The 22542-nt window shown below is 63.6% G+C and carries 20 protein-coding genes, 2 tRNA genes and 1 pseudogene; 13 read left to right on the top strand and 10 right to left on the bottom strand.

What is annotated here, in order from left to right; all coding sequences use genetic code 11:
* Nucleotides 1–36: 36 nt before the first annotated feature.
* Both EPD66_RS20020 and EPD66_RS20015 read right to left on the bottom strand, forming a co-directional pair.
* Nucleotides 37–1218 (bottom strand): zinc-dependent alcohol dehydrogenase, encoded by a 1182-nt coding sequence (locus EPD66_RS20020; protein ID WP_142850295.1) that lies wholly within the window; start codon nucleotides 1216–1218, stop codon nucleotides 37–39.
* Nucleotides 1219–1264: 46 nt separating this feature from the next.
* Entirely contained in the window at nucleotides 1265–1957 is a 693-nt protein-coding gene (locus EPD66_RS20015; RefSeq protein ID WP_142850294.1) for a cation transporter, read from the bottom strand.
* Nucleotides 1958–2038: 81 nt separating this feature from the next.
* On the opposite strand from EPD66_RS20015, the gene EPD66_RS20010 reads away from it, so the two are divergent.
* The 3 genes from EPD66_RS20010 to EPD66_RS20000 all read left to right on the top strand — a co-directional run bounded on the left by EPD66_RS20010 (nucleotide 2039) and on the right by EPD66_RS20000 (nucleotide 4079).
* Nucleotides 2039–2476, top strand: coding sequence for a helix-turn-helix domain-containing protein (locus tag EPD66_RS20010; RefSeq protein WP_142850293.1), 438 nt, complete (start codon nucleotides 2039–2041; stop codon nucleotides 2474–2476).
* 491 nt (nucleotides 2477–2967) lie between these two features.
* Nucleotides 2968–3774 carry a Clp1/GlmU family protein gene (locus EPD66_RS20005; RefSeq protein WP_142850292.1) on the top strand — a complete coding sequence of 269 codons (807 nt, stop codon included), beginning with the start codon at nucleotides 2968–2970 and terminating at the stop codon, nucleotides 3772–3774.
* 83 nt (nucleotides 3775–3857) lie between these two features.
* Nucleotides 3858–4079 (top strand): hypothetical protein, encoded by a 222-nt coding sequence (locus EPD66_RS20000; protein ID WP_142850291.1) that lies wholly within the window; start codon nucleotides 3858–3860, stop codon nucleotides 4077–4079.
* 251 nt (nucleotides 4080–4330) lie between these two features.
* Here the strand turns inward: EPD66_RS20000 and EPD66_RS19995 are convergent, their stop codons facing one another.
* From EPD66_RS19995 to EPD66_RS19980, 4 genes are all read right to left on the bottom strand, one after another.
* Complete coding sequence (locus tag EPD66_RS19995; RefSeq protein ID WP_142850290.1) at nucleotides 4331–5080, bottom strand: SDR family oxidoreductase; 750 nt, start codon at nucleotides 5078–5080, stop codon at nucleotides 4331–4333.
* 103 nt (nucleotides 5081–5183) lie between these two features.
* On the bottom strand, nucleotides 5184–6092 hold the full coding sequence (locus EPD66_RS19990; protein WP_142850289.1) for an AraC family transcriptional regulator: 909 nt from the start codon (nucleotides 6090–6092) through the stop codon (nucleotides 5184–5186).
* Between the two features lie 154 nt (nucleotides 6093–6246).
* Nucleotides 6247–6322: transfer RNA gene (locus EPD66_RS19985), tRNA-Asn, on the bottom strand.
* A 146-nt stretch (nucleotides 6323–6468) separates the two neighbouring features.
* A tRNA-Cys gene (locus EPD66_RS19980) sits at nucleotides 6469–6542 on the bottom strand.
* 218 nt (nucleotides 6543–6760) lie between these two features.
* Here EPD66_RS19980 and EPD66_RS19975 point away from each other — a divergent pair.
* The 5 genes from EPD66_RS19975 to EPD66_RS19955 all read left to right on the top strand — a co-directional run bounded on the left by EPD66_RS19975 (nucleotide 6761) and on the right by EPD66_RS19955 (nucleotide 12737).
* Nucleotides 6761–7414 (top strand): protein-L-isoaspartate O-methyltransferase, encoded by a 654-nt coding sequence (locus EPD66_RS19975; RefSeq protein ID WP_142850288.1) that lies wholly within the window; start codon nucleotides 6761–6763, stop codon nucleotides 7412–7414.
* Nucleotides 7415–7473: 59 nt separating this feature from the next.
* On the top strand, nucleotides 7474–7806 hold the full coding sequence (locus EPD66_RS19970) for a rhodanese-like domain-containing protein (RefSeq protein WP_142850287.1): 333 nt from the start codon (nucleotides 7474–7476) through the stop codon (nucleotides 7804–7806).
* A 111-nt stretch (nucleotides 7807–7917) separates the two neighbouring features.
* Entirely contained in the window at nucleotides 7918–9276 is a 1359-nt protein-coding gene (locus tag EPD66_RS19965; RefSeq protein WP_142850286.1) for a TolC family outer membrane protein, read from the top strand.
* A gap of 50 nt (nucleotides 9277–9326) precedes the next feature.
* Nucleotides 9327–9986, top strand: a complete 660-nt coding sequence (locus EPD66_RS19960) for a DUF2497 domain-containing protein (RefSeq protein WP_142850285.1) — start codon at nucleotides 9327–9329, stop codon at nucleotides 9984–9986.
* A gap of 81 nt (nucleotides 9987–10067) precedes the next feature.
* Nucleotides 10068–12737, top strand: a complete 2670-nt coding sequence (locus tag EPD66_RS19955; RefSeq protein ID WP_142850284.1) for a valine--tRNA ligase — start codon at nucleotides 10068–10070, stop codon at nucleotides 12735–12737.
* Nucleotides 12738–12917: 180 nt separating this feature from the next.
* On the opposite strand, the gene EPD66_RS24160 is transcribed toward EPD66_RS19955, so the two are convergent.
* Nucleotides 12918–13646 carry a glycine zipper 2TM domain-containing protein gene (locus EPD66_RS24160; protein ID WP_185961529.1) on the bottom strand — a complete coding sequence of 243 codons (729 nt, stop codon included), beginning with the start codon at nucleotides 13644–13646 and terminating at the stop codon, nucleotides 12918–12920.
* A gap of 95 nt (nucleotides 13647–13741) precedes the next feature.
* Nucleotides 13742–14482 (bottom strand): type I methionyl aminopeptidase, encoded by a 741-nt coding sequence (map, locus tag EPD66_RS19945; RefSeq protein ID WP_142850283.1) that lies wholly within the window; start codon nucleotides 14480–14482, stop codon nucleotides 13742–13744.
* A gap of 159 nt (nucleotides 14483–14641) precedes the next feature.
* On the opposite strand from map, the gene ilvD reads away from it, so the two are divergent.
* Both ilvD and EPD66_RS19935 read left to right on the top strand, forming a co-directional pair.
* Nucleotides 14642–16498 carry a dihydroxy-acid dehydratase gene (gene ilvD, locus EPD66_RS19940; RefSeq protein ID WP_142850282.1) on the top strand — a complete coding sequence of 619 codons (1857 nt, stop codon included), beginning with the start codon at nucleotides 14642–14644 and terminating at the stop codon, nucleotides 16496–16498.
* A 21-nt stretch (nucleotides 16499–16519) separates the two neighbouring features.
* Entirely contained in the window at nucleotides 16520–17380 is an 861-nt protein-coding gene (locus EPD66_RS19935; RefSeq protein ID WP_142850281.1) for a bacteriohemerythrin, read from the top strand.
* Between the two features lie 190 nt (nucleotides 17381–17570).
* Here the strand turns inward: EPD66_RS19935 and xth are convergent, their stop codons facing one another.
* Both xth and erpA read right to left on the bottom strand, forming a co-directional pair.
* Nucleotides 17571–18347, bottom strand: coding sequence for an exodeoxyribonuclease III (xth, locus tag EPD66_RS19930; RefSeq protein ID WP_370511903.1), 777 nt, complete (start codon nucleotides 18345–18347; stop codon nucleotides 17571–17573).
* Nucleotides 18348–18355: 8 nt separating this feature from the next.
* On the bottom strand, nucleotides 18356–18703 hold the full coding sequence (gene erpA, locus EPD66_RS19925; RefSeq protein ID WP_142850280.1) for an iron-sulfur cluster insertion protein ErpA: 348 nt from the start codon (nucleotides 18701–18703) through the stop codon (nucleotides 18356–18358).
* A gap of 197 nt (nucleotides 18704–18900) precedes the next feature.
* On the opposite strand from erpA, the gene EPD66_RS19920 reads away from it, so the two are divergent.
* The 3 genes and pseudogenes from EPD66_RS19920 to EPD66_RS19910 all read left to right on the top strand — a co-directional run.
* On the top strand, nucleotides 18901–20079 hold the full coding sequence (locus EPD66_RS19920; RefSeq protein ID WP_142850349.1) for a deoxyguanosinetriphosphate triphosphohydrolase: 1179 nt from the start codon (nucleotides 18901–18903) through the stop codon (nucleotides 20077–20079).
* Nucleotides 20076–21830 carry an arginine--tRNA ligase gene (argS, locus tag EPD66_RS19915; RefSeq protein WP_142850279.1) on the top strand — a complete coding sequence of 585 codons (1755 nt, stop codon included), beginning with the start codon at nucleotides 20076–20078 and terminating at the stop codon, nucleotides 21828–21830. The genes EPD66_RS19920 and argS overlap by 4 nt, the downstream gene beginning before the upstream one ends.
* A pseudogene (locus EPD66_RS19910) lies at nucleotides 21830–22542 on the top strand (hypothetical protein); the annotation flags it as partial. The gene argS and the pseudogene EPD66_RS19910, both read left to right, overlap by 1 nt.

The raw sequence follows: 22542 nt of genomic DNA, 5'->3' as shown, positions 1-22542 counted from the left end.
CCGGTCGGCAAGGATCGGGGGGAGGGGGCCTCGCGGCTATGCCGCCTTGGGCAGCAATTCCACCTTCATCCAGCCGGGTTGGCGCGTGTCGAAGGCTTTATAGGCTTCGATCACGTCATTCATGGCTTCGACCTTGGTCAGCACCATCAGCGGGTCGCATTCGCCCGACCGCACCGCATCGATCAGCAGCGGGATGTAGGTGCGGTGATTGCAGTTGCCCATTTTCAAGGTCAGGTTCTTCATCATCGCCATGCCGAGGGGGAAGCTCTGCACCGTCTGCGGATAGACGCCAATGACGGAGAGGGTGCCGGCCTTGCAGACGGCATCGACGCACCAGGAGATGGCCTGGCCGGGGGCATTGCCGGGATGCCAGTTGTCGCCCTGCGGCTTGGTCTTGGGCGCGACCTGTTCGACTTCTGCCGGGTTGCCTTCGCCAGGAGCCACGGCATCCACGCCGACCGCATCGATCACCCTGTCGACGCCGATGCCGCCGGTCAGGTCGCGGATGACCTCTATGGGATTTTCGCGTGCGAAATCGATGCATTCGGCGCCCTGAGCACGGGCCATTCCCAGGCGGTCGGGCAGGCAATCTACGGCGAAGACGCGGTGGGCGCCCTTCATCCAGGCCGAAGTGATGGCGAACTGGCCCACCGGGCCGCAGCCGAAGACGGCCACCGTATCGCCCGGCGTGATCTCGGCCATGTCGGCGCCGAAATAGCCGGTGGGGAAGATATCCGATAGCAGGATGGCCTGTTCGTCGCTGATGTCCTGGGGCAGCTTGATCAGGTTATGCGGGGCGAAGGGGATGCGGGCATATTCCGCCTGCAGGCCGTCGAAGGGGCCGGTCATCTCCGGTCCCCCGAAAAAGGCAGTGCCGGCCAGGTTGCCGTGGGGATTGGCCGTGTCGCATTGCGCCGTGTAGCCCGCCCGGCAATAGGAGCAATAGCCGCAGGAGATGGTCGAGGGAATGACCACCCTGTCGCCCGGTTTCAGGTTGCGGACTCCCGGCCCGACCTCCTCCACGATCCCCACGCCTTCATGTCCCAGGATGGTGCCCGGCTTCATGCCCGCCATGGTCCCCCGGATCATGTGAAGGTCGGTGCCGCAGATGGCCGAGGCCGTGATCCGCACGATGGCATCCATGGGCTCCTGAATGCCGGGATCGGCCACGCTGTCGAGCCGGATATCGCCGATATCGTGAAAGACGACTGCCTTCATTCTGTCCTCCATCTGAAAGGAGCGCCGTTCCTTCACCAGATGAGAGTCACAGGGGCAGCTTTTGACCTTCTATTGGCGGGAGGTCTTCATGCGCCCGAGGTAATTCCTTCGCGGCAGCGGCCTGGCGGGCGGAGGAGAGTTCCTGCCGCGCCTGCCGGATGATCTGGACGGAAGACCACAGGAACAGGCCCGCCATCAGGCTGGCGACGATCAAGTCGGGCCAGGCGGTGCCGGAGGCCCAGACGCCGCTGGCGGCCAGAAGGACGGCGACATTGCCGATGGCATCGTTGCGGCTGCACAGCCAGACCGAGCGGACATTGGCATCGCCGTCCTTCCACTTCATCAGCAGGAGCACGCTGACCAGGTTGGCCGCCAGGGCGAGGAAGCCGATGAGGCCCATGATCTCGGCCGAGGGAATGCCGGTCACGAAGACCCGGTAGATGGTGCTGCCCAGGATCCAGGCCCCCATCAGCGACAGGCTGATGCCCTTCAGCAGGGCGGCGGTGGCGCGCACCCGTAGCGACATGCCGATGACCGCCAGGCTGATGCCGTAGGTGACGCTGTCGCCCAGGAAATCCAGCGCGTCGGCCTGAAGGGCCTGCGAGCCTGCGGCGACGCCGGCCACCATCTCGACCACGAACATGACGGCGTTGATGGCGAGGACGCCCCAAAGCACCCGTTTATAGGCCTTGGACATGCCATCGAAATTGGCATGTCCGGAACAGCAGGCGGCACCCATGACAGCAACTCCTAAGTCGTTTCCGATTGCTGCTGCACAGGCTAATCTCTCTAGCGACTAGAGCTTCAAGAGGAAACATCCATGGCAAAGAGCTTCACCATCGGCCGTCTTGCCAAGGAGAGCGGCTGCAAGGTTCCGACGATCCGGTATTACGAGCAGGTCGGCTTGATGCCGCTTCCCGACCGCAGCGAGGGCAATCAGCGCCTTTACGAAAGACGGCATCTGGAGCGGCTGCGCTTCATCCGCCATAGCCGGGAGCTGGGCTTCACCCTGGATGACATCCGCGATCTGCTGCTTCTGAGCGAGCATCCCGAACAGCCTTGCGAGACGGCCGACGACATCGCCCGGCGTCACCTGGAGAGCGTGCGCGACCGCATACGGCGGCTACAATTGCTGGAAGGGGAATTGGCGCGGATGGTGGGGCAGTGCGGGCAGCACAAGGTCGCCAACTGCCGGGTGATCGAGATCCTGTCCGATCACGGAAAATGCCAGTCCGGCGATCATCCGCCCATCGCGTGAACCGCCGGAGAGGAAGGGAAGAGGCGGTTGCCAGGGCTCCTTGCTTCTATGGCAAAGATTTCACCCCGGGGCCGCGCTTCGGGATATTGGAACTTGTCTGCCTTTCAGAGCATGCAGAGTCCGGTGGCTGCGGCAGCGGATTTGCCGAAAGCGAGGACAAGCCCCATGGCCAGGGCCGTCAGCGCAGCCATCGCAAGGACGTTCTCGCGCATCTCGGAATCTCCCGATGTTCTTCGCTGGGGACTATAATCCGGACCTTCTGAAAAAGGAAGACGAATAAAGTATTATCCGCAGAGGACTGAAATTTGTCACCTTAGGTTTGCATGCATTGCAAACGGATGCATCTTGGAATGACTTAAAGTTTCCTCTCTTCATGCTGCATGTGCGAAATTTAGTTTAAGATGATATGGGCTTCATTTCACATTTTTCTGATATCATTTGAGAAAGCCTGAGGGTGCAGGGCGGAGATTCGGGCTGCGCGGGAGTAAAGGATGGAAATTCCGGCCGATTGGGCCGCTGCGGTGGATGAATTGGTCCGCCGTCCCCGGCGAAGGGTGATGGTTCTGGGGCGGCCGGGCAGCGGCAAGAGCACGCTGTGCCGGCTGCTCGTCAGCCGGGTGCGGGGAAGCCTGCTGCTGGATACGGATGTGGGGCAGAAGCTGGCGGGGCCGCCGGGTGTGGTTTCCCTCCATGGCGGTGCCGGAGAAGAGATTCTGCCGCCTCATGCCATGGCCTTCGTCGGCGCGGCCGATCCCATGGGGCATTACCTGCCCCTGGTGATGGGGGCCCTGAAACTGGCGCAGAAAGCCCAGCCGAATCCTTTGGTCATCAACACTTCGGGATTTGTCGATGGGGCAGGGCGTGGGTTGAAGGCCTGGAAGATCGAAGCCCTGGAACCCGATCTGCTGATTGCCCTGGAGCGGCAGGACGAGATGCGGGCAATTCTGGCCGATTATCCTTCCCTGCCATGCCTTCGCCTGAAGGTGGCGGGGGTGGCGCGCAACCGTTCCACGGCCCAGCGCCGTGCCGCCCGCCGCGATGCCTTTGCCGCCTATTTCGCCGGAGCCCGTCTTTTCTCTCTGCCTGCGGGCAGGCTGGTCCGCCATCGCGTGCCGAGGGGCGAGCCGCTCGGCGGGCTGCTTTGTGCGCTATGCGACGGCTGGGGCGGCATGCTTGGCCTGGGGGTGCTCAAGGCGGCACCGGAAGGCCCCCTGGGGCCGCTGGACCTCCTCACGCCTTGCGATCCGGACGGCGCCGAGATGCTGGTGGGCGGCAGCCTGCGCCTCGAAGAAGGGTGACCTCGCCGCGAAAAAGCGGAAGGCACTTTGGTCGGCTTTCCGGAAGACGTAATAATAGGAACGAGGATGATGGTGGAGTTCCCATGAAAGACGAGGATCAGGCCCCCCGCTGGCTCACGCCGGAAGGCGCCCCCGTTTCCTGCCTGGAAAAGCTGAAGGTATTGAACCAGAACATCACCGAGATCCGGCAAGTCTGCCAGGATGCGCTGGAGGATGCCATTCTGATGGGCTGCGACGAGGCGCAGATGCGCCAGGAATTGCACCGTCTGATCGACGAGCTGGTCAATCCCTTCGCCAAGAAATGAGGCCTGGGCTGTCTCCAGGCCTAGGTGTGATTCTGACCCTTGAGATGCTCGGGAAAGGGATGGAGCTGCGGCGCTGTATGACGCGGTAGACCGCCGCGGGAGGCAAGTTTCGTATGGCCTCCCCATTCGTTTCGCTTGGCGGAATCCCGAAAGCGGGGAGGTGTCAGGCGGCGGAAGGTGTGGGGAGGCGGTTCTGCCGCCGCCTGACTGACTTTCCACGTTGATCCTCAGCGCGATCAACGCGGCGGGGCTTAGCCGAAGCGGGCCTTTGCGAGCGCGACAGCATCCTCACCTGCGGGAAAGTGCAACTGTTCGGACCTATCGTGAACCGCGGCCCAAACGGCCTCGGCAACATCGGTCTCCTTCGTTGTCGCTTGCGGGTTTGCGAAGGATTGGAAGATCGGAGCGGCGAAGGCTGCGTATTCCTCGGGGATCAGGTCTTCAACTTTGATGTCCGTGTTCTGGGCAAAGCGGGTGGTCGGGCCGTATCCAGGTTCCACAAGCTTCGAGCGGATGCCAAAATATGCGAGTTCGTGTGCCAGGGATCCGGTGAAACCCTCAATTGCCTGCTTGCTGGCGGTGTATGCTGCTGCGAGCGGGAATGTCGTGAGGGTCACGGTGGACGTGATATTCACAATCACGCCTGAACGGCGCTCGCGCATCTGGGGAATGACAGCTTGCGTCATGGCCATGACGCCGAAGGTGTTCGTGTTGAAGACCTTGCGAATATGAGACATCGGCGTTGCCTCGAATGCCCCGACTACTCCAATGCCTGCATTGTTGACCAGAACATCAATAGGGCCGGCCGCGTCGATGGCCGCTGCGATGCTGTTCTCGTCTGTTACGTCGAGCGGCAGGATCTTCAGCTTATCCGAGGGAGGCAGAACCTCGGCATTGGGAGTTCGCATCGTGGCGATGACGTTCCAACCATTGGCCAGGAAATGGCGAGCGGTCTCAAGACCGTAACCGGACGAGCAGCCGGTGATCAGGATCGTTTGCATAGAGGACCTCCGTGTCTTTAGAGGGTCCTCTCTTATGCCGAGAGAGGTGGGCGATCTATAATTGCTAGTCTTAAATTAATGTCCAATCGTCCAATTTACGCCCTCAGCCGGCTGATGCGGCCTCGCGTGCGAACCGACCTGGGGAGCAGCCCAGGCGCTTGCGGAAGGCGGTGCTGAATGCACTGGCAGACTCGTAGCCTATCTCCTCGGCGATCTTGTCTAGGGTTTTGGCTCCCCGGATAAGCGCGTCTTTCGCCAACGCCATCCTCCATCGCGCAAGGTACTCGATTGGCCCGCACCCAAGCACGTCACTGAAGCGAGCGGCGAAGGCTGAACGGGACAGGCCTGCAACTTTGGCGAGGCCTGCGACCGTCCAGTTTGCTCGGACGTCTGCATGCATGGCCCGGAGCACTCGTGCGAGAATTGGGTCGCGCATTCCTCGGAGCAGACCGGCACGATCAGTATCCTTATCGATGCCACGCCAGCGGAGCGCCTCGATAAGCAGTACCTCGAGGAGGCGCTGGAGAAGCATTTCCTTTCCCGGCTCATCGCTTCCGCATTCTTCCGTGATGAGGTCAATCACGCGGCTGAGCCGCCCTGTCCTTCCTTCGGAGGCCGGAATGTGGATGATCGAAGGCAGGAGCGCCAGGAGTAGCGGAGCGTTGATCTGTTCGATGCGGAACGTGCCGCCCAAAGCGATGAATTCCGCCTCTCCCTCTTGCTCTCCGTGTCGAACAGGAACGTCGAGTGGATCTCTGAACTCACACTTCACCCCCACATGGCTACTCATCGTGAAGGAGGGGGTGGTTGGAAGGAGAAGGAAGTCGCCCTTCCGGATAGGAAGCGGTTCGCCACCATCCAGCGACAACCATGCTTCGCCTCGCAAGATAATCGCGAATCCCGGTGCGTTGTTGGCGGCATAGCGAATCCCCCATCGACCCCGCCCGCTTATCGGCTTGGCCACGGCTGTGCTCGGCCGTAGCAGAGCAATGACGTCACTGAGAGGATCCAACTGGACGGCCCATAATTGTAAGGGGACAATGAATTATGAGTAGTCCAGGCTACACTGTCCAGGCTCTCTCCCGGGATCTTTGAAGGCAAGCTGCTTCAGGAAAATCGGGATAACGCGAAAGGGCCAGTCCGTTTCCGGACTGGCCCTTCGGCATTGGCTCCCAGGGAGGGACTCGAACCCCCGACCAAGCGGTTAACAGCCGCTCGCTCTACCGACTGAGCTACCTGGGATCAGTACATTCGGCGTCGGTAGCCGTAATGTCATCTTCAACGATTTTCATCGGCTTGCACCGATGTTTGCCTTATAGCAGCCTCGGATCGCTTCGACAACCCTCTTTTTGGAGGATTTTTTCGTGATCCATCAACCACTTGGCATATGGAGGCCGGGACCGGAATTGAACCGATGTACGGGGATTTGCAGTCCCCTGCATAGCCACTCTGCCACCCGGCCAACGTTGCCGCATCGCCCTTGCAGGTCGCTGCCGCATCGTGAGGACGCGCTTTATAGACCCAGCCGACGGCGCGGTCAAGGCGCTTTTATCTTTCCTTGCGAAGGCTTTTTTCGGCCATGCGCGGAGGACTGCGGCTGGGATTGTGTTAAATGCTGGCACACATTATAAAGCGGGCGGTTGCATTTTTTTAGGCCCACCGGCTTCCTGGAGTTGGAACATGGATTACGCTGCCGCACGGCACAATATGGTGGAGAACCAGATCCGCACGAACCGCGTGACGGATCCGCTGGTCACCGACGCTATGGAGGCCCTGCCGCGCGAGCTGTTCGTGCCCAAGCAGATGCGCGGGATCGCTTATATCGACGAGGATCTGCCGCTCGGCAACGGCCGCTTCCTGATGGAGCCGATGGTGCTGGCCCGCCTGCTGCAGATGGCCGAGATCAAGCCGACCGACGTGGTCCTGGAAATCGGCTGCGCCACCGGATATTGCGCCGGCGTGGTGTCGAAGATCGCCAGCACCGTGGTCGCTCTGGAATCCGACGACGAGATGTCGCAGCGCGCCAACAGCGTGCTGAACGAGTTGGGGATCCATAACGTGGCCGTGGTCAACGGTCCGCTGCGCGAGGGATATCCCGCCCAGGCGCCCTATGACGTCATCGTCATCAGCGGTGCGGTGGAAGAGGTGCCTCCCGGCCTGTGCCAGCAACTGGCCGATGGTGGGCGTCTGGTTGCGGTCGTCGCGGGTCCTGCCAATATGGGGCAGGCTACCTTGATCGAGCGCGTGGGTGATGCTTTCGGGCGCCGCGTGTTCTTCGAGGCCGGCACGCCGCTGCTGCCGGGTATGGAGAAGCAGCAGGGCTTCGTCTTCTGAGGAAATGCCGGGCGGTGACGCCCGGCCGCATTGTCGGGTCTTGAGGGAAGGGGACGGATATGGCCGCGGAACAGCCTTTCGATATCGACGTCGTCGAATTGGAAAGGCGGAGGAACGCTGGCGAGGCGCCGGCCCTTCTGGATGTGCGCGAATCCTGGGAAACCGATATCTGCCTGATTTCCGGCAGCATGAAGATTCCCATGAACGAAGTCCCTGAAAGGCTTGAGGAGTTGCCTCGGGACAGGCCTCTGGTGGTTATCTGCCATCACGGCGTGCGCAGCCTGCATATGACCGCATGGTTGCGCCGCAACGGCTTCGACAATGCAATCAATCTGCGCGGCGGCATTGACGCCTGGGCGCGCGAGATTGATCGAGGAATGAGCCTGTACTGACCGTCAAGTTCAATTCGCTTGATATTCTTTGCTCGGAAGTTATTGTGTCCTCTGAATAAAACGTCGGGAGGCGGCCGTCTTTGGCTTGCCCGGCGGGAAAGAAGGTGGGGAATGAAAAAGCGAAACAGCCTCGTCGCCGGTTTTGTCATTGCCGGTACCCTGATCGCCGGGCCTGTGAACGCCCAGACCCTTGAAGAAGCCTTGGCTTTGGCTTACGAAAACAATCCGACGCTGCTTGCTCAGCGCGCCGCCTTGCGCGCCGTTGACGAGACCGTCCCTCAGGCCCTGTCGGGCTGGCGTCCCACCGTCTCCTTGAGCGGTGATGTGGGGGCGACCCGCATAGAAAGCGGCCCGGTCACCGACAACCGCACTCCCCACAGCATCGGCATCAACGTCTCGCAGCCCCTGTATCGCGGTGGGCGCACGGTTGCCGCCACCAATCAGGCGGAAGAAACGGTGCTGGCCCAGCGGGCCCTGCTGCAGGCGACCGAACAGACCGTGCTGCTGAACAGCGCCACCGCCTATCTGAACGTGGTGCGTGACCAGGCCGTGCTGGCGCTGACCCAGAACAACGAGGAAGTGCTGCGCCGCCAGCTGGAGGCCGCCAGCGACCGCTTCCGCGTCGGCGAGATCACTCGCACCGACGTCAGCCAGGCCGAGGCCCGCTTGGCCCGCGCGCTTGCCGACCGCCGTTTGGCCGAAGGCAATCTCGAAGCCTCGCGCGCCGCTTTCCAGACGCTGGTCGGGATCCAGCCCGGCAACCTGCAGCAGCCGCCTCGTCTTGGCGACCTGCCGGTCAATCTGGAAGAATCGGTGACGCTGGCCGCCGCCGCCAATCCCTCCGTCCTGTCCACCGAATATGCCGCCCGCGCCGCCGGTGCCGGGGTGGATCTGGTGCGTGGGGAATTGCTGCCGACCGTTTCGCTGAATGGCGCCGCCCTGCGCGGTTGGGACCAAGGCGCCAGCGACAATGTGGAACAGTATCAGGCGACCGTGAATGTGACGGTGCCGCTCTATGAGGCCGGAGCCGTCTACGGCCGCCTGCGCCAGCAGAAGCATATCGCCGGACAGCGTCAGATCGAGGTCGACGAAGCGCGCCGCAATGCCATCGAACTGGCTGCCCAGTCCTGGGAAGGCCTGCAGACGGCCCGTGCCAGCATCGAGGCCTTCAACAGCCAGATCAATGCTGCCCGCCTGGCCCTGGAAGGGGTACGGGAAGAGGCTCTGGTCGGCGCCCGTACCGTGCTTGACGTCCTGGATGCCGAGCAGGAATTGCTCGACGCCCAGGTCAGCCTGGTCCGGGCCCAGCGCGACGAGCAGGTCGCGGCCTTCCAGCTGCGCAGCGCCGTCGGCAGCTTGACCGCCATGGCTTTGGGCCTGCCGGTCACCGTCTACGACCCCATCGAGCATTACGAGCAGACCCGCGGCCGTTGGATCGGCAGCGACATCATCACCGATCCCGGTAACTGAAGGACAGGGGCGGTGCTCCGCCCCCTTCCGGAAAGGCACATAGTCGAGTCATGAGCGACGACAAAGCCCAGCAAGAACCGTCGATGGAGGACATCCTCGCCTCCATCCGCCGCATTCTCTCGGAGGATGAGGCCGAGGAACAGGCCAAGAAGGCCAAGGCCGCTCCCCCGCCGGAGCCGGAACCCGAGCCAGAGCCAGAGCCGGAAGAAGAAGAGGAGGATATCCTCGAACTGACCGGCGACATGGTGGTCGAGCCCGAGCCGGAGCCTGAAGAAGAGGCCTTCGACCTGTCCGGTTTCGAAGCGGAACCCGAGCCAGAACCTGAGCCTGAGCCTGAGCCCGAACCGGAACCTGAGTTCGAGCCGGAGCCAGAACCAGAGCCTGAACCGGAACCCGAGCCTGAACCGGAACCGGAACCGAAGCGGGAATACGAACCCGCTCCGTCCTTCTCGATCCGGGAAGAGGTCGAGCGTCTGGTCGCGCCGCCGGTCGAAGCCGCTTCCACCGCTGCTTTGTCGGAACTCGCCCGAGCCGTTGCCCGCCAGCGCACGGTCGGCGTCGGCAATACAAACCTGACGCTCGAAGACATGGTACGCGAGATGCTGCGGCCCATGCTCAAGGAATGGCTGGATCAGAACTTGCCCTATATGGTCGAGCGTCTGGTCAAGCAGGAGATCGAGCGCATGGTCAACCGGGCCGAGAAGCTTTAATCTCCGCCCGCTCCTTCACCGGCCCCGCTTTTGCCGGGGCCGGTTTGTTTTTTAACGCACAAAGAAGAAGCCGCGTCAGCAATGCTGGACAAAACCTATCGTCCCGCCGAGGTCGAAGCGAAGCATTACCAGTTGTGGGAAGAAACCGGGGCGTTCCGTGCGGGACAGAAGCCCTCGACCTTGCCCTATACCATCATGATGCCGCCGCCGAACGTCACCGGCAGCCTGCATATGGGCCACGCGCTCACCTTCACGCTTCAGGACATCCTGACCCGCTATTACCGCATGCGGGGACGTGACGCGCTGTGGCAGCCGGGCACCGACCATGCCGGCATCGCCACGCAGATGGTGGTCGAGCGCCAATTGGCCGCCGAGGGCAAGACGCGGCATGATCTGGGACGCGACAGCTTCATCGAGCGCGTCTGGCAATGGAAGGGCGAGTCGGGCGGCACGATCACGCGCCAGCTGCGCCGCCTGGGCGCTTCGCCGGACTGGTCGCGCGAACGCTTCACCATGGACGAGGGCCTGTCCAAGGCGGTGCGCAAGGTCTTCGTCGACCTGCACAAGCAGGGCCTGATCTATCGCGACAAGCGTCTGGTCAACTGGGACCCCAAGCTGCATACCGCCATCTCGGACCTGGAAGTCGAGCAGCGCGAAGTCCAGGGCCATATGTGGCATTTCAAATACCCGGTCGAGGGGATGGAGGGGACCTTCATCACCGTCGCCACCACGCGCCCCGAAACCATGCTGGGCGATACCGCCGTCGCCGTCCATCCCGAGGACGAGCGCTATACGGCGCTGGTCGGCAAGAATGTGGTCCTGCCCATCACCGGCCGCCTGATTCCGATCGTGGCCGATGAATATTCCGATCCGGAAAAGGGCACCGGTGCGGTCAAGATCACGCCCGCCCACGACTTCAACGACTTCGAGGTCGGGCGCCGGCACAATCTGCCGATGATCAACATTTTCGACCGCGATGCCCGGCTGAACGAGAACGTGCCCGCCGAGTATCAGGGCATGGACCGCTTCGAGGCGCGCAAGAAGGTGGTCGCCGAGATGGAGGCCCTGGGCCTGCTCGAGAAGATCGACAACCACACCCTGATGCAGCCCTTCGGCGACCGGTCGGGCGTGGTGATCGAGCCCTGGCTGACCGACCAGTGGTTCGTCGATGCCGCCACGCTCGCCAAGCCGGCCATCGAGGCGGTGGAGACGGGCAAGACCCAGTTCGTGCCCAAGCACTGGGAAAACACCTATTTCGAATGGATGCGCAACATCCAGCCCTGGTGCGTGTCGCGCCAGATCTGGTGGGGCCATCAGATTCCCGCCTGGTACGGCCCCGACCAGACTCCCTTCGTCGAGTTGACCGAGGAGGAAGCCCTGGCGGCCGCGGAGAAGCATTACGGCCATAAGGTCGAGCTGACCCGCGACCCGGATGTGCTGGACACCTGGTTCTCGTCCGCGCTGTGGCCCTTCTCGACCTTGGGCTGGCCGGACAAGACCCCGGAACTGGACCGCTATTACCCGACCGACGTGCTGGTGACGGGCTTCGACATCATCTTCTTCTGGGTTGCCCGGATGATGATGATGGGTCTGCATTTCATGGGCGAGGTGCCCTTCAAGCACATCTACATCCATGCCCTTGTCCGCGACGAGAAGGGCCAGAAGATGTCGAAGTCCAAGGGCAACGTCATCGACCCGCTGGACCTCATCGAGAAATACGGCTGCGATGCCCTGCGCTTCACCCTGACGGCGCTGGCCGCGCAGGGGCGCGACATCAAGCTGGCGGAAAGCCGGGTCGAGGGCTATCGCAACTTCTCGACCAAGCTGTGGAACGCCGCCCGTTTCTGCCAGATGAACGAATGCCTGCCGCAGCCGGATTTCGATCCGGCCAAGGTGAAGCACACGGTCAATCGCTGGATCGTCGGCAAGATGGCCGAAACCGCCGACCGCGTGGGCGAGGCGGTCGAGGCATATCGCTTCAACGATGCCGCCGGGGGCATCTACCAGTTCACCTGGGGAACCTTCTGCGACTGGTACCTGGAATTCGCCAAGCCGATCTTCCAGGGCGATGACGCCGAGGCCAAAGCCGAGACGCGCGCCACCGCCGCCTGGGCGTTGGACATGATCCTGCATGTCCTGCATCCCTTCATGCCCTTCATCACCGAAGAGCTGTGGGAGCAGATGGCCGAGCAGGACGGGGTGGCCAATCCCCGCGCCAACCGCCTGATTTCCGCCGAATGGCCGAAGCTGGAAGGCGTGCTGGATGCCGAGGCCGATGCGGAAATGGATTGGGTGGTGCGTCTGGTGACCGCCGTGCGCGCCGTCCGTTCGGAAATGAACGTGCCGCCCTCGGCCCGCTTCCCGCTCTACCTGAAGGACGCCAGCGAGGTCACCCGGAAGCGCCTGGACACGCATCGCGACAAGATCGCCACCCTGGCCCGCCTGGACAGGATCGAGGTCACGGACGAGGGCGTGCCGACGGCTGGGGCCGTTCAGGTGGTGGTGGACGAGGCGACGGCTGTCCTGCCGCTGGGCGACGTCATCGACATTGCCCAGGAGAAGGCCCGTCTCACCAAGGAAATCGCCAAGCTGGACGGTGAGATCGCCAAGGTGGACAAGAAGCTCGGCAACGAAGCCTTCCTCGCCAAGGCCAAGCCCGAGGTGGTCGAGGAGCAGCGCGAGCGCCGCGAGGAATGGGCGCTGGCCAAGGCCAAGCTGGTCGAGGCCCTGGATCGTCTCAGCGCGGCATAAGCGCGGGCTCTGCCCCCATTAAAACTTTGAGAGCCCGTTGCCGATTTCCGGCAACGGGCTCTCTTCATTTCATCTGTGTCAGATTTTTGAGGCTGCGGAAAAGGACGGTCCTGTCTGCAGCGGATCGTCACCCCCGCGAAAGCGGGAATGACGATGAAAACAGGAGTTTTCCGGAGCCTTCTAACGCAGCACTTCCCATTGCCCGTCCGGCTGACGGCAGGCTTGGCCGTAGAGGCGTTCGGTCCGGCCGCCGATGGTGCCCACGGTCTGGAATTCGCGGCAATAGCGGCCATCGGCCACCTGGAAGGTGCGTACCGGCTCCATATGATAGGCGCCGCGCGGGCCGTCCCAGCGGATGGGGGTGCCGTCGGGCACGTATTCCAGGGCATTGCCGAGGCAGGCATGGTCGATGCCGTCCATGGAACGGCCGATGCTGCCGCCGATCAGGACGCCGATCAGCGTGCCGCCTGCCGTGGCGACCAGCTTGCCGTCACCCTTGCCGAACTGGCTGCCCGCCAGGGCGCCGGTCGCGCCGCCCAGGATCGAGCCGAGCATCTCGCGGTTACAGCGTCCCAGGCCGAAATCGAAGGGCAGGGAAGGCTGGGCGACATGGTAATGCGGCTGCGGGCCTTTCTTGGCGCGATAGCCATGGGCAGGGGCCCAGGGCGGCGGACCGCCATTGCCGGCATGACGGAAACGCGGAGGCTGGTGATGGGCATGGCCCGGACGGCACTTCCGCTCTTCCTTGTAGCCGCCGGGGCTGCGCTTGATCTCGACCTTGCAATGGCCGTCCCAGTATTCGTACTTCTCGTGATACCTCTTGTCTCCCGCTGCGGCAGACCCCGAGGCGAGAACCGTTAGAGCGAGGGTCGCTCCGGCCAACTTCAAGCCCAAACCTTTACCCGACATGGCGACACTCTCAGTTGACGTCTTTCGGGTAATCTATGGGGTGCGCCCGGTCCGGCCGCCAGTGACAAAGATGTGGCGCGGCGGCCCGTCCTGCCTTAGCCCGCGCGCGTCAGGATTTCCCCGCCTTCGGCGGTGACGAGGACGCAATGCTTCCATTCGGCGGCGGCCTTGCCGTCCTTGGTCGCCACCGACCAGCCGTCGGGCTTGATCTTGGTTTCGGGCCGTCCCAGGCAGATCATGGGCATGATCGCCAGCACCATGCCCGCGCGCAGGGTTTCGCCTTCGCCGGGATTGCCGCTATTGGGCAGATAGGGTTCCATGTGATGCTCGCGCCCGATGCCATGGCCGCCGAAGTCGCGCGGCGCGCTGAAGCCGTGGCGCCGTGCCACCGCCTCCACGGCATGGCCCAGCTCGCCCACGCTGGCGCCGGGGCGGACGAGGGCGCAGGCGGCAAGGCAAGCTTCTTCAGCGGCTTGTGCCAGTTCCTTCACCCTGTTCGGCGCGCCGTCCATGGCGAAGCTGCGGTTATGGGCGCTGTGCCAGCCGTGATAGGACAGGGCCACATTGATGCCGACGATATCCTTCGGCCCCAGTACGATGCGCTCGGAGGGAAGGCCGTTGGCGACGACGGAATTGACCGAGATGCAGGCTGCCGCCGGAAAGCCGCGATAGCCTAGCAGCGCCGGTTCGGCCCCGCGTTCGGCCAGTAATTCGCGGATGCGGGCATCCAGGGCGGCGGTGGACACGCTCGGCACGACCAGGGGGGCTAGGGCGTCCATCACCTCGGCGGCGATGCGCCCGGCGGCGCGGAGGGAAGGCAGATCGGCGTCGTTCATGGCGGCGGATTATGCCGGGAAAGCCCTGCTCCGGCCAGAGAGTATTCCGTCTGCGAAATACCGGCTTGCCTCCTGCTGAAATGTCTATGAAACAGGCGCTTGGGCGTCTATCTTTGCCAGTCAATTTAGAACTTTACCAATGGCGATGACGGAGTCCCCATGATCGAGTACCGTTCCCGCACTTCCACCCATGGCCGCAACATGGCCGGTGCCCGTGGTCTTTGGCGCGCGACGGGCATGAAGGACGAGGATTTCGGCAAGCCGATCATCGCCATTGCGAATTCCTTCACGCAATTCGTACCGGGGCATGTGCATCTGAAGGACATGGGCCAGCTGGTCGCGCGCGAGATCGAAAAGGCGGGCGGCGTCGCCAAGGAATTCAACACCATCGCCGTCGATGACGGTATCGCCATGGGCCATGGCGGCATGCTCTATTCGCTGCCCTCGCGCGAGTTGATCGCCGACGCGGTGGAATACATGGTCAACGCCCATTGCGCCGACGCCATCGTCTGCATCTCCAACTGCGATAAGATCACGCCCGGCATGCTGATGGCCGCGATGCGCCTGAACATTCCGGTGATCTTCGTCTCGGGCGGTCCGATGGAAGCGGGCAAGATCATCGTCGAGGGCAAGGAAGTGGCGCTCGACCTGGTTGATGCCATGGTCGCCGGTGCCGATGAACGGGTCTCGGACGAGCAATCCCTGGCCTATGAACGCTCGGCCTGCCCGACCTGCGGCTCCTGCTCGGGCATGTTCACCGCCAATTCGATGAACTGCCTGACCGAAGCCCTGGGCCTGTCGCTGCCCGGCAACGGTTCGCTGGTCGCCACCCATGCCGACCGCAAGGAACTGTTCCTGGAAGCGGGCCGCCGCATCGTCGAATTGACCAAGCGCTACTACGAACAGGGCGACGAATCGGTCCTGCCGCGCAACATCGCCAGCTTCAAGGCCTTCGAGAACGCCATGACGCTGGATATCGCCATGGGCGGTTCGACCAATACCGTGCTGCATCTGCTGGCCGCCGCAGAAGAGGGGCAGATCCCCTTCACCATGGCCGATATCGACCGCCTGTCGCGCCGCGTGCCGCATCTCTGCAAGGTCGCGCCCTCGACGCCCGATTACCACATGGAAGACGTGCATCGCGCCGGCGGTGTCGTCGGCATCCTGGCCGAACTGGATCGTGCCGGGTTGATCCACCGCGACGTGCCTACCGTGCATGCCCGCACCATGGGCGAGTCGCTGGACCGGAACGATGTCGCCGGTAATGCCAGCGAGGAGGTCCGCACCTTCTTCCGCGCCTCGCCGGGCGGTGTGCGCACTACGGAAGCCTTCAGCACCCAGCGCCGCTACGAGACGCTCGATACCGACCGCGAGAAGGGCTGCATCCGCAGTGTCGAGCATGCCTATAGCAAGGATGGCGGCTTGGCCGTCCTCTACGGCAACATCGCCCTGGACGGCTGCATCGTGAAGACGGCGGGCGTCGATGCCTCGATCCTGAAATTCTCCGGCCCGGTCGTCATCTGCGAAAGCCAGGAAGAAGCCGTCGCCAAGATCCTGGGTGGCGAGGTCAAGGAAGGCGACGTGGTCATCGTGCGCTACGAAGGGCCGCGCGGCGGGCCGGGCATGCAGGAAATGCTCTATCCCACCAGCTATCTAAAGAGCCGCGGCCTGGGCAAATCCTGCGCCCTGATCACCGACGGGCGCTTCTCGGGCGGCACGTCGGGCCTGTCCATCGGCCATGTCTCGCCGGAAGCCGCCGAAGGCGGCGCCATCGGCCTGGTCGAGGCAGGCGATATCATCGACATCGACATCCCCAACCGCAGCATCAGCGTGCGCCTGACGGATGAGGAACTGGCTCATCGCCGCCGCGCGATGGAAGACAGGGGCGCCAATGCCTGGAAGCCGGTCAACCGCAAGCGGGCTGTCTCGGCCGCCCTGCGCGCCTATGCGGCCATGACCACCAGCGCCGCCCGTGGTGCCGTGCGTGACGTGTCGCAGCTCGAGAAGGCGCGCTGAAACAGCGGGAAGGAGGGGGAGATGTCCTATCTGCGCTGGGATGAAAGCATGCGGATCGGCGTCGATTTCGTCGATGCCGATCACAAGGTGCTGGTCGAGCTGATCAACCATGTCCAGGACGCCATCGGCGACCGCGAGGAGTTCAGCACCCTGGGCAGCGTGTTGCGGGCCTTGGCCGACTACACCGACTATCATTTCGCCCGCGAGGAAAAGCTTCTCGAACTCTGCGGCTATCCGGAACTGGATGAACACCGGGAAAGCCATGCCGCGCTGATCGGGAAGCTGCAGGGCATCTCCCGGCGCTATGAAGCCGAGCCGGAAAGCGTGCGGGCGGATGAGGTGCTGGAATTCCTGCGCAGTTGGCTGAAGGATCACATCCTGTCCCACGACCGCGCCTATCAGCCCTGGTGCGAGGGGAAGCAGGCGGAAGCACGCGAAGCCGCCGGTATCCGCATGACGGGCCAGTCCAAGCCGCTGGATTGGACCAAGCTGCGGGTTCTGGTGGTGGACGACAACGCCAATTTTGGCGACCTGCTGGCGACCCTGTTCCAGGGCATGGGCGTCACCGACGTGCGGATCGCATATAACGGCCAGCAGGCCCTGTCCATGCTGGATGAGCGGCCGGTCGATCTGGTGATGTGCGACTGGTTCATGGAAGGGGTGGACGGACTGCAATTCATCCATCGCGTCCGCACCCATCCCAAGGACCAGATCAACGGCATGGCGCTGGTCATGCTGACCGGCAATGGCGAGGATTTCATCCGCGACCAGGCCCTGTCCGCCGGGGCCGATGCCTTCCTGGAGAAGCCGGTGACGGCGCGGGACATCGTGCTGACGGTGGTGCGCGTGATCGCCGAAAATCAGAGGGCGATCGGGGCGTGACCGGAGACAGCCTTGCGCTGTCTTGCCTCATCCCGGAGGTTGAGCAACCCGCCTCGCGCCTTCCTCAAGACGAAGAAATTTCAATGCCTTATACCCCCATGCTGAGAGGCTGCTTCAGAGCGGTGTCTCAGCATGGGGCCGTCCTCGGGCAGGTTTTCGCAAGCCCTGGCTTCCCTTCCGGATAACGCACCTACAGGTCCAGCTTGCACCAGACCGGCGTATGGTCCGAGGCCTTCTCGCGGCCGCGCGGCTTGCGGTCGATGCCGGATTCTGTCAGGCGGTCGGCGGCCTGGGGGGAGAGCAGCAGGTGGTCGATGCGCAGGCCGTGATCCTGTTGCCAGGCTCCGGCGCGGTAGTCCCACCAGGAATAGCGATGGGGCTCGGGATTGAGGGCGCGATAGGCATCCGTCAGGCCGAGATGGAACAGCTTGCGCATCCGCGCCCGCTCCTCGGGATGGAACAGGATCTGTCCGTCCATCTGCTGAGCATCGGGCACGTCGCCGTCCTCGGGCGCCACGTTGTAGTCGCCGCCCAGCACGAAGGGCTGTTCCAGGGGCAGCAATTCCCGCGCCCGCTCATAGACGCCGTCGAGGAAATTGAGCTTGAAGGGAAAGCGGTCGGACTCGGGCGACTGCCCCATCGGCACGTAGATGGAGGCCACGCGCAGGCCGCCTTCCAGCACGCCTTCGATATAGCGCGCCTCGCCCTGCTGCACGTCGCCGGGCAGGCGGGTCGAGGTTTCCAGGATCGGGCGGCGCGACAGGATGGCGACGCCGTTATAGGTTTTCTGGCCGCACAGGGCGATGTGATAGCCCATGCTCTCGAATTCGAGGCGCGGGAATTCGCCGTCCACGGTCTTGGTTTCTTGGAACAGGACCACATCCGGACCGGCTTCCCTCAGCCAGTCCAGGACGTTGGTCATGCGGGCTTTGACGGAATTGACATTCCAGGTGGCGATAGTCAGCAAGGCGCGGCTCAGAGCGAGAAGGACGAGCCGCAGCCGCAGGTCGAGCTGGCATTGGGATTGGTGATGCGGAAGGCGGCGCCGACCAATTCCTCGACGTAATCGACATTGGAGCCGGCGAGCAGGTCGAGAGAGGCCTCGTCCACGACCAGCTTCACGCCATGCTGCTCGAACAGGATGTCGTCGTCGTTCCGGGCTTCGTCGAGCGAAAAGCCGTATTGAAAGCCCGAGCAGCCACCGCCGGAAACGCTGACGCGCAGCATCAGGTTGGGATTGCCCTCGGCCTTCATCAGGAACTGCACGCGCTTTGCGGCGCTTTCGGTCAGGTTCAGGCGGGTATCGGTGGCGGCTTCAGCCATTGTGGTCTCCTAAGGGATGCAGCCGGACGAACAGGCTACAGCAGTATAACATACTGCGCCGCTATGTAATCCGCCATGCCGCTTTGTCAAACGTTGCTTTTGTCCAATCCGGGTGAAGAGGTGTCAAAAACGGGAAGGGACGAAAGCATGGGGGATGGATATTGCCTGTTCGGCTGCGCAAGGGTAGTGTCGCCAGCATGACAGTCGACCAGCCTTTGGCGCCTTACGCCTGCAATCCGGAGCAGAGCCGGGGGCGCCTTCACGCCGAAACGGAAAGCCAGACTCGCTCGCCTTTCCAGCGCGACCGCGACCGCATCATCCATTGCGCGGCCTTTCGGCGGCTGCAATACAAGACCCAGGTCTTCGTCTATCACGAAGGCGACAATTTCCGCACGCGCCTGACTCATTCGCTGGAAGTGGCGCAGATCGCCCGGTCCATCAGCCGGGTTCTGGGGCTGAACGAGGACCTCTCCGAGGCGCTGGCCCTGGCGCATGACCTGGGGCATACCTGTTTCGGCCATGCCGGCGAGGATGCGCTGCAGGAGGTCACGGCGCCCTATGGCGGCTTCGACCACAATGCCCAATCGCTGCGCATCGTCACCAAGCTGGAAAAGCGCTACGCCGATTTCGATGGCCTGAACCTGACCTGGGAAACGCTGGAAGGGCTGGTCAAGCATAACGGCCCCCTGACCGGTCCCAGCCATACCCGGCCGCTGCCCGGTGCCATCGCCGAATATGTGGACGGCCACGACCTGGAACTGGACACCTATCCCAGTGCCGAGGCGCAGGTGGCGGCCCTGGCCGACGATATCGCCTACAACAATCACGACATCGACGACGGGCTGCGCGCCGGCCTGTTCAGGATCGAGGATTTGCGCGACGTGCCGCTAGTCGGTCCGGTCTTCGCCGAGGTCCGCGCCCTTTATCCCGAGGCCGATGCCTCGCTGCAGATCCACGAGGCGGTGCGCCGCCTGATCGGCATCATGATCATGGACTGCATCGAGGAAACCCGCCGTCGCATTAACGAATTCGGCATCCAGACCGCCGATGATGTGCGCCAGCTGGGCCGCCCGCTGGTGGCGTTCTCGGCGGAGATGCGCGAGAACGATGCGGCACTGAAGAAGTTCCTGTTCGCCAACATGTACCGCCATTACATGGTCAACCGCATGACCAGCAAGGCGCGGCGCGTGGTGAAGGATCTGTTCAACCTGCTTCTGGCCGAGCCCGAATGCCTGCCGCCGCATCTGCAGCGCGGCAGCGAGGGAAGCGGCAGCCCCAAGACGGCCCGTCTGGTGGCGGACTACATCGCCAGCATGACCGACCGTTTCGCCCTGGACGAGTATCGTCGCCTTTTTGATATGCAAGAAAAACCATGAATCTTTTCAAAGAGTTCGAAGCCTATCTTCATAAGATTGTCGAGGATCTGGTGGGGGCGGGCTCGCTGCCTTCGGGCATGGATCTGTCGAAGGTCACGACCGAGCCGCCGCGCGATCCCTCTCATGGCGACGTTTCGACCAATGCGGCGATGGTGCTGAGCAAGCAGGCCGGCAAGAAGCCGCGCGACCTTGCCGAGATGCTGGCCGAGGCCCTGCGTGGACATGAGGCCGTGACGGCGGTCGAGATCGCCGGGCCGGGCTTCATCAATCTGCGCCTTGCCGATTCCTTCTGGTACGAGCGGCTGCGCGATGCCTTGCGCGCCGGGACGTCCTATGGCGATTCGACCCTGGGCCAGGGCCGCAAGGTCAATGTCGAATATGTCTCGGCCAATCCCACGGGCCCGATGCATGTGGGCCATGGCCGCGGTGCCGTCTTCGGCGACGCCCTGGCGCTGCTGCTGGCCAAGGCCGGTTTCGGTGTGACCAAGGAATATTATGTCAACGATGCCGGTGCCCAGGTGGACGTGCTGGCCCGTTCGGCGCATATCCGCTATCGCGAGGCCCTGGGCGAGGAGATCGCCGAGATCCCCGAAGGCCTGTATCCGGGTGACTACCTGAAGCCCGTCGGCCAAGCCCTGGCCGAACGCGAGGGCGACAAATGGAAGGACGCGCCGGAAGCCGAATGGCTGCCCGTCTTCCGCCAGTTCGCCATCGACTCGATGATGGACCTGATCCGCGAGGACCTGAAGGCCCTGGGCGTCACCCATGACGTCTTCACCTCCGAGCGCAAGCTTGTGGAATCGGGCGCGGTGGAGCAGGCGCTGGCCTATCTGGAAGAACGCGGCCTGATCTATACTGGTGTGCTGGAGCCGCCCAAGGGCAAGCTGCCCGACGATTGGGAACCGCGCCCCCAGACCCTGTTCAAGGCCACCCAGTTCGGCGACGACGTGGACCGCCCGCTGCGGAAGTCCGACGGCAGCGGCACCTATTTCTCCTCCGACATCGCCTATCACCAGGATAAGTTCAAGCGCGGCTTCACCGAGATGATCGACGTCTGGGGTGCCGACCATGGCGGCTATGTCAAGCGCATGCAGGCTGCCGTCAAGGCGATCACCGAGGGTAAGGGCGACCTGGACGTCAAGCTCTGCCAGATGGTCAACCTGCTGAAGGGCGGCGAGCCGGTGCGCATGTCCAAGCGCGCGGGCACCTTCGTCACCCTGCGCGAGGTGGTGGACGAAGTCGGCAAGGACGTGGTCCGCTTCATCATGCTGACCCGCAAGAACGACGCCCATCTGGACTTCGATCTTGAGAAGGTGCTGGAACAGTCGCGCGACAACCCGGTCTTCTACGTGCAATACGCCCATGCCCGCATCCATTCGGTGATGCGCCATGCGGAAGAGATGTTCGCCGGCGAGGATCTGTCGCCCGAGGGCCTGCTGGGGGCCAAGCTGGAACGCCTGAGCGATCCGGCGGAACTGGCGCTGGTCCGCCTGATGGCCAACTGGCCGCGCATGGTGGAGAACGCCGCCGAAGCCCACGAGCCCCATCGCGTGGCCTTCTATCTCTACGACCTGGCCGCCGCCTTCCACGGGCTGTGGAACAAGGGTAAGGACGATACCCAGCTTCGTTTCCTCATTGCCGAGGACCGCGACCTGTCTCTGGCCCGCCTGGCCCTAATCCAGGGCGTGGCTTTCGTGATCGCCTCGGGCCTGCAAACCTTTGGCGTTGAACCCAAGAAGGAGATGCGTTGATGGCGCCCCGTTTCCGTGACGACCGGGAAGAACCCGATTTCGACATGGAGCCGCGTCAGGATGACGACCGTGATGTGGTCGATGTCATTCCCGAGCGTCAGGCCTATGACGACCACGAAGAACGGCGTGGCGGCGGCACCAAGTGGCTGATCCTGGGGATCATCGGCGTCGCCGTGCTGGGCGGCGCGGGGGCCGCGGGCTGGTCGCTGCTGTTCGGCGGCGATGACAACCGTCTGGTGGCTCCGTCGGAAATTCCCGTCATCCGCGCCGACGGCACGCCGGTCAAGATCCGGCCCGAAAATCCCGGCGGAATGGACGTGCCCAACCGCGACAAGCTGATCTACGAGCGCCTGGGTTCGGGCGAGACCATTGCCGGTGCCGAACGGCTGCTGCCGCCGCCGGAAAGCCCGGCGGCTCCGCCGGTTCTGCCGGAACCGCGCATGCCCACCCCTGATACCGGCTTCGAGGGCCTGCCGCCGGGGATCGAGCCGCCGGCCCTGGCCGAAAGCGCCCCTCAAGGCGTCGGCGTGCAGCCCGTGCCCTATCAGCCGGTGCCGGAGCTGCCGGTTGCCGAAGCTGCCCCGCAGCCGGCTCCGCCGCCGCCTCCGGTGGCGGTGGTTCCCGCGCCCGAGGCCCGGCCCGCCGCGCCGCCTGCTCCCGCACCTGCCGCCGCACCGGCTCCCGCGCCCACGCAGGCGGCCGCTCCGGCACC

The organism is Telmatospirillum sp. J64-1, assembly GCF_006980715.1.
Lineage (GTDB): Bacteria > Pseudomonadota > Alphaproteobacteria > Rhodospirillales > Magnetospirillaceae > Oleiliquidispirillum > Oleiliquidispirillum nitrogeniifigens.
Note: the sequence above shows the minus strand (reverse complement) of the source record. Positions and strands in the feature narration are given on the sequence as shown.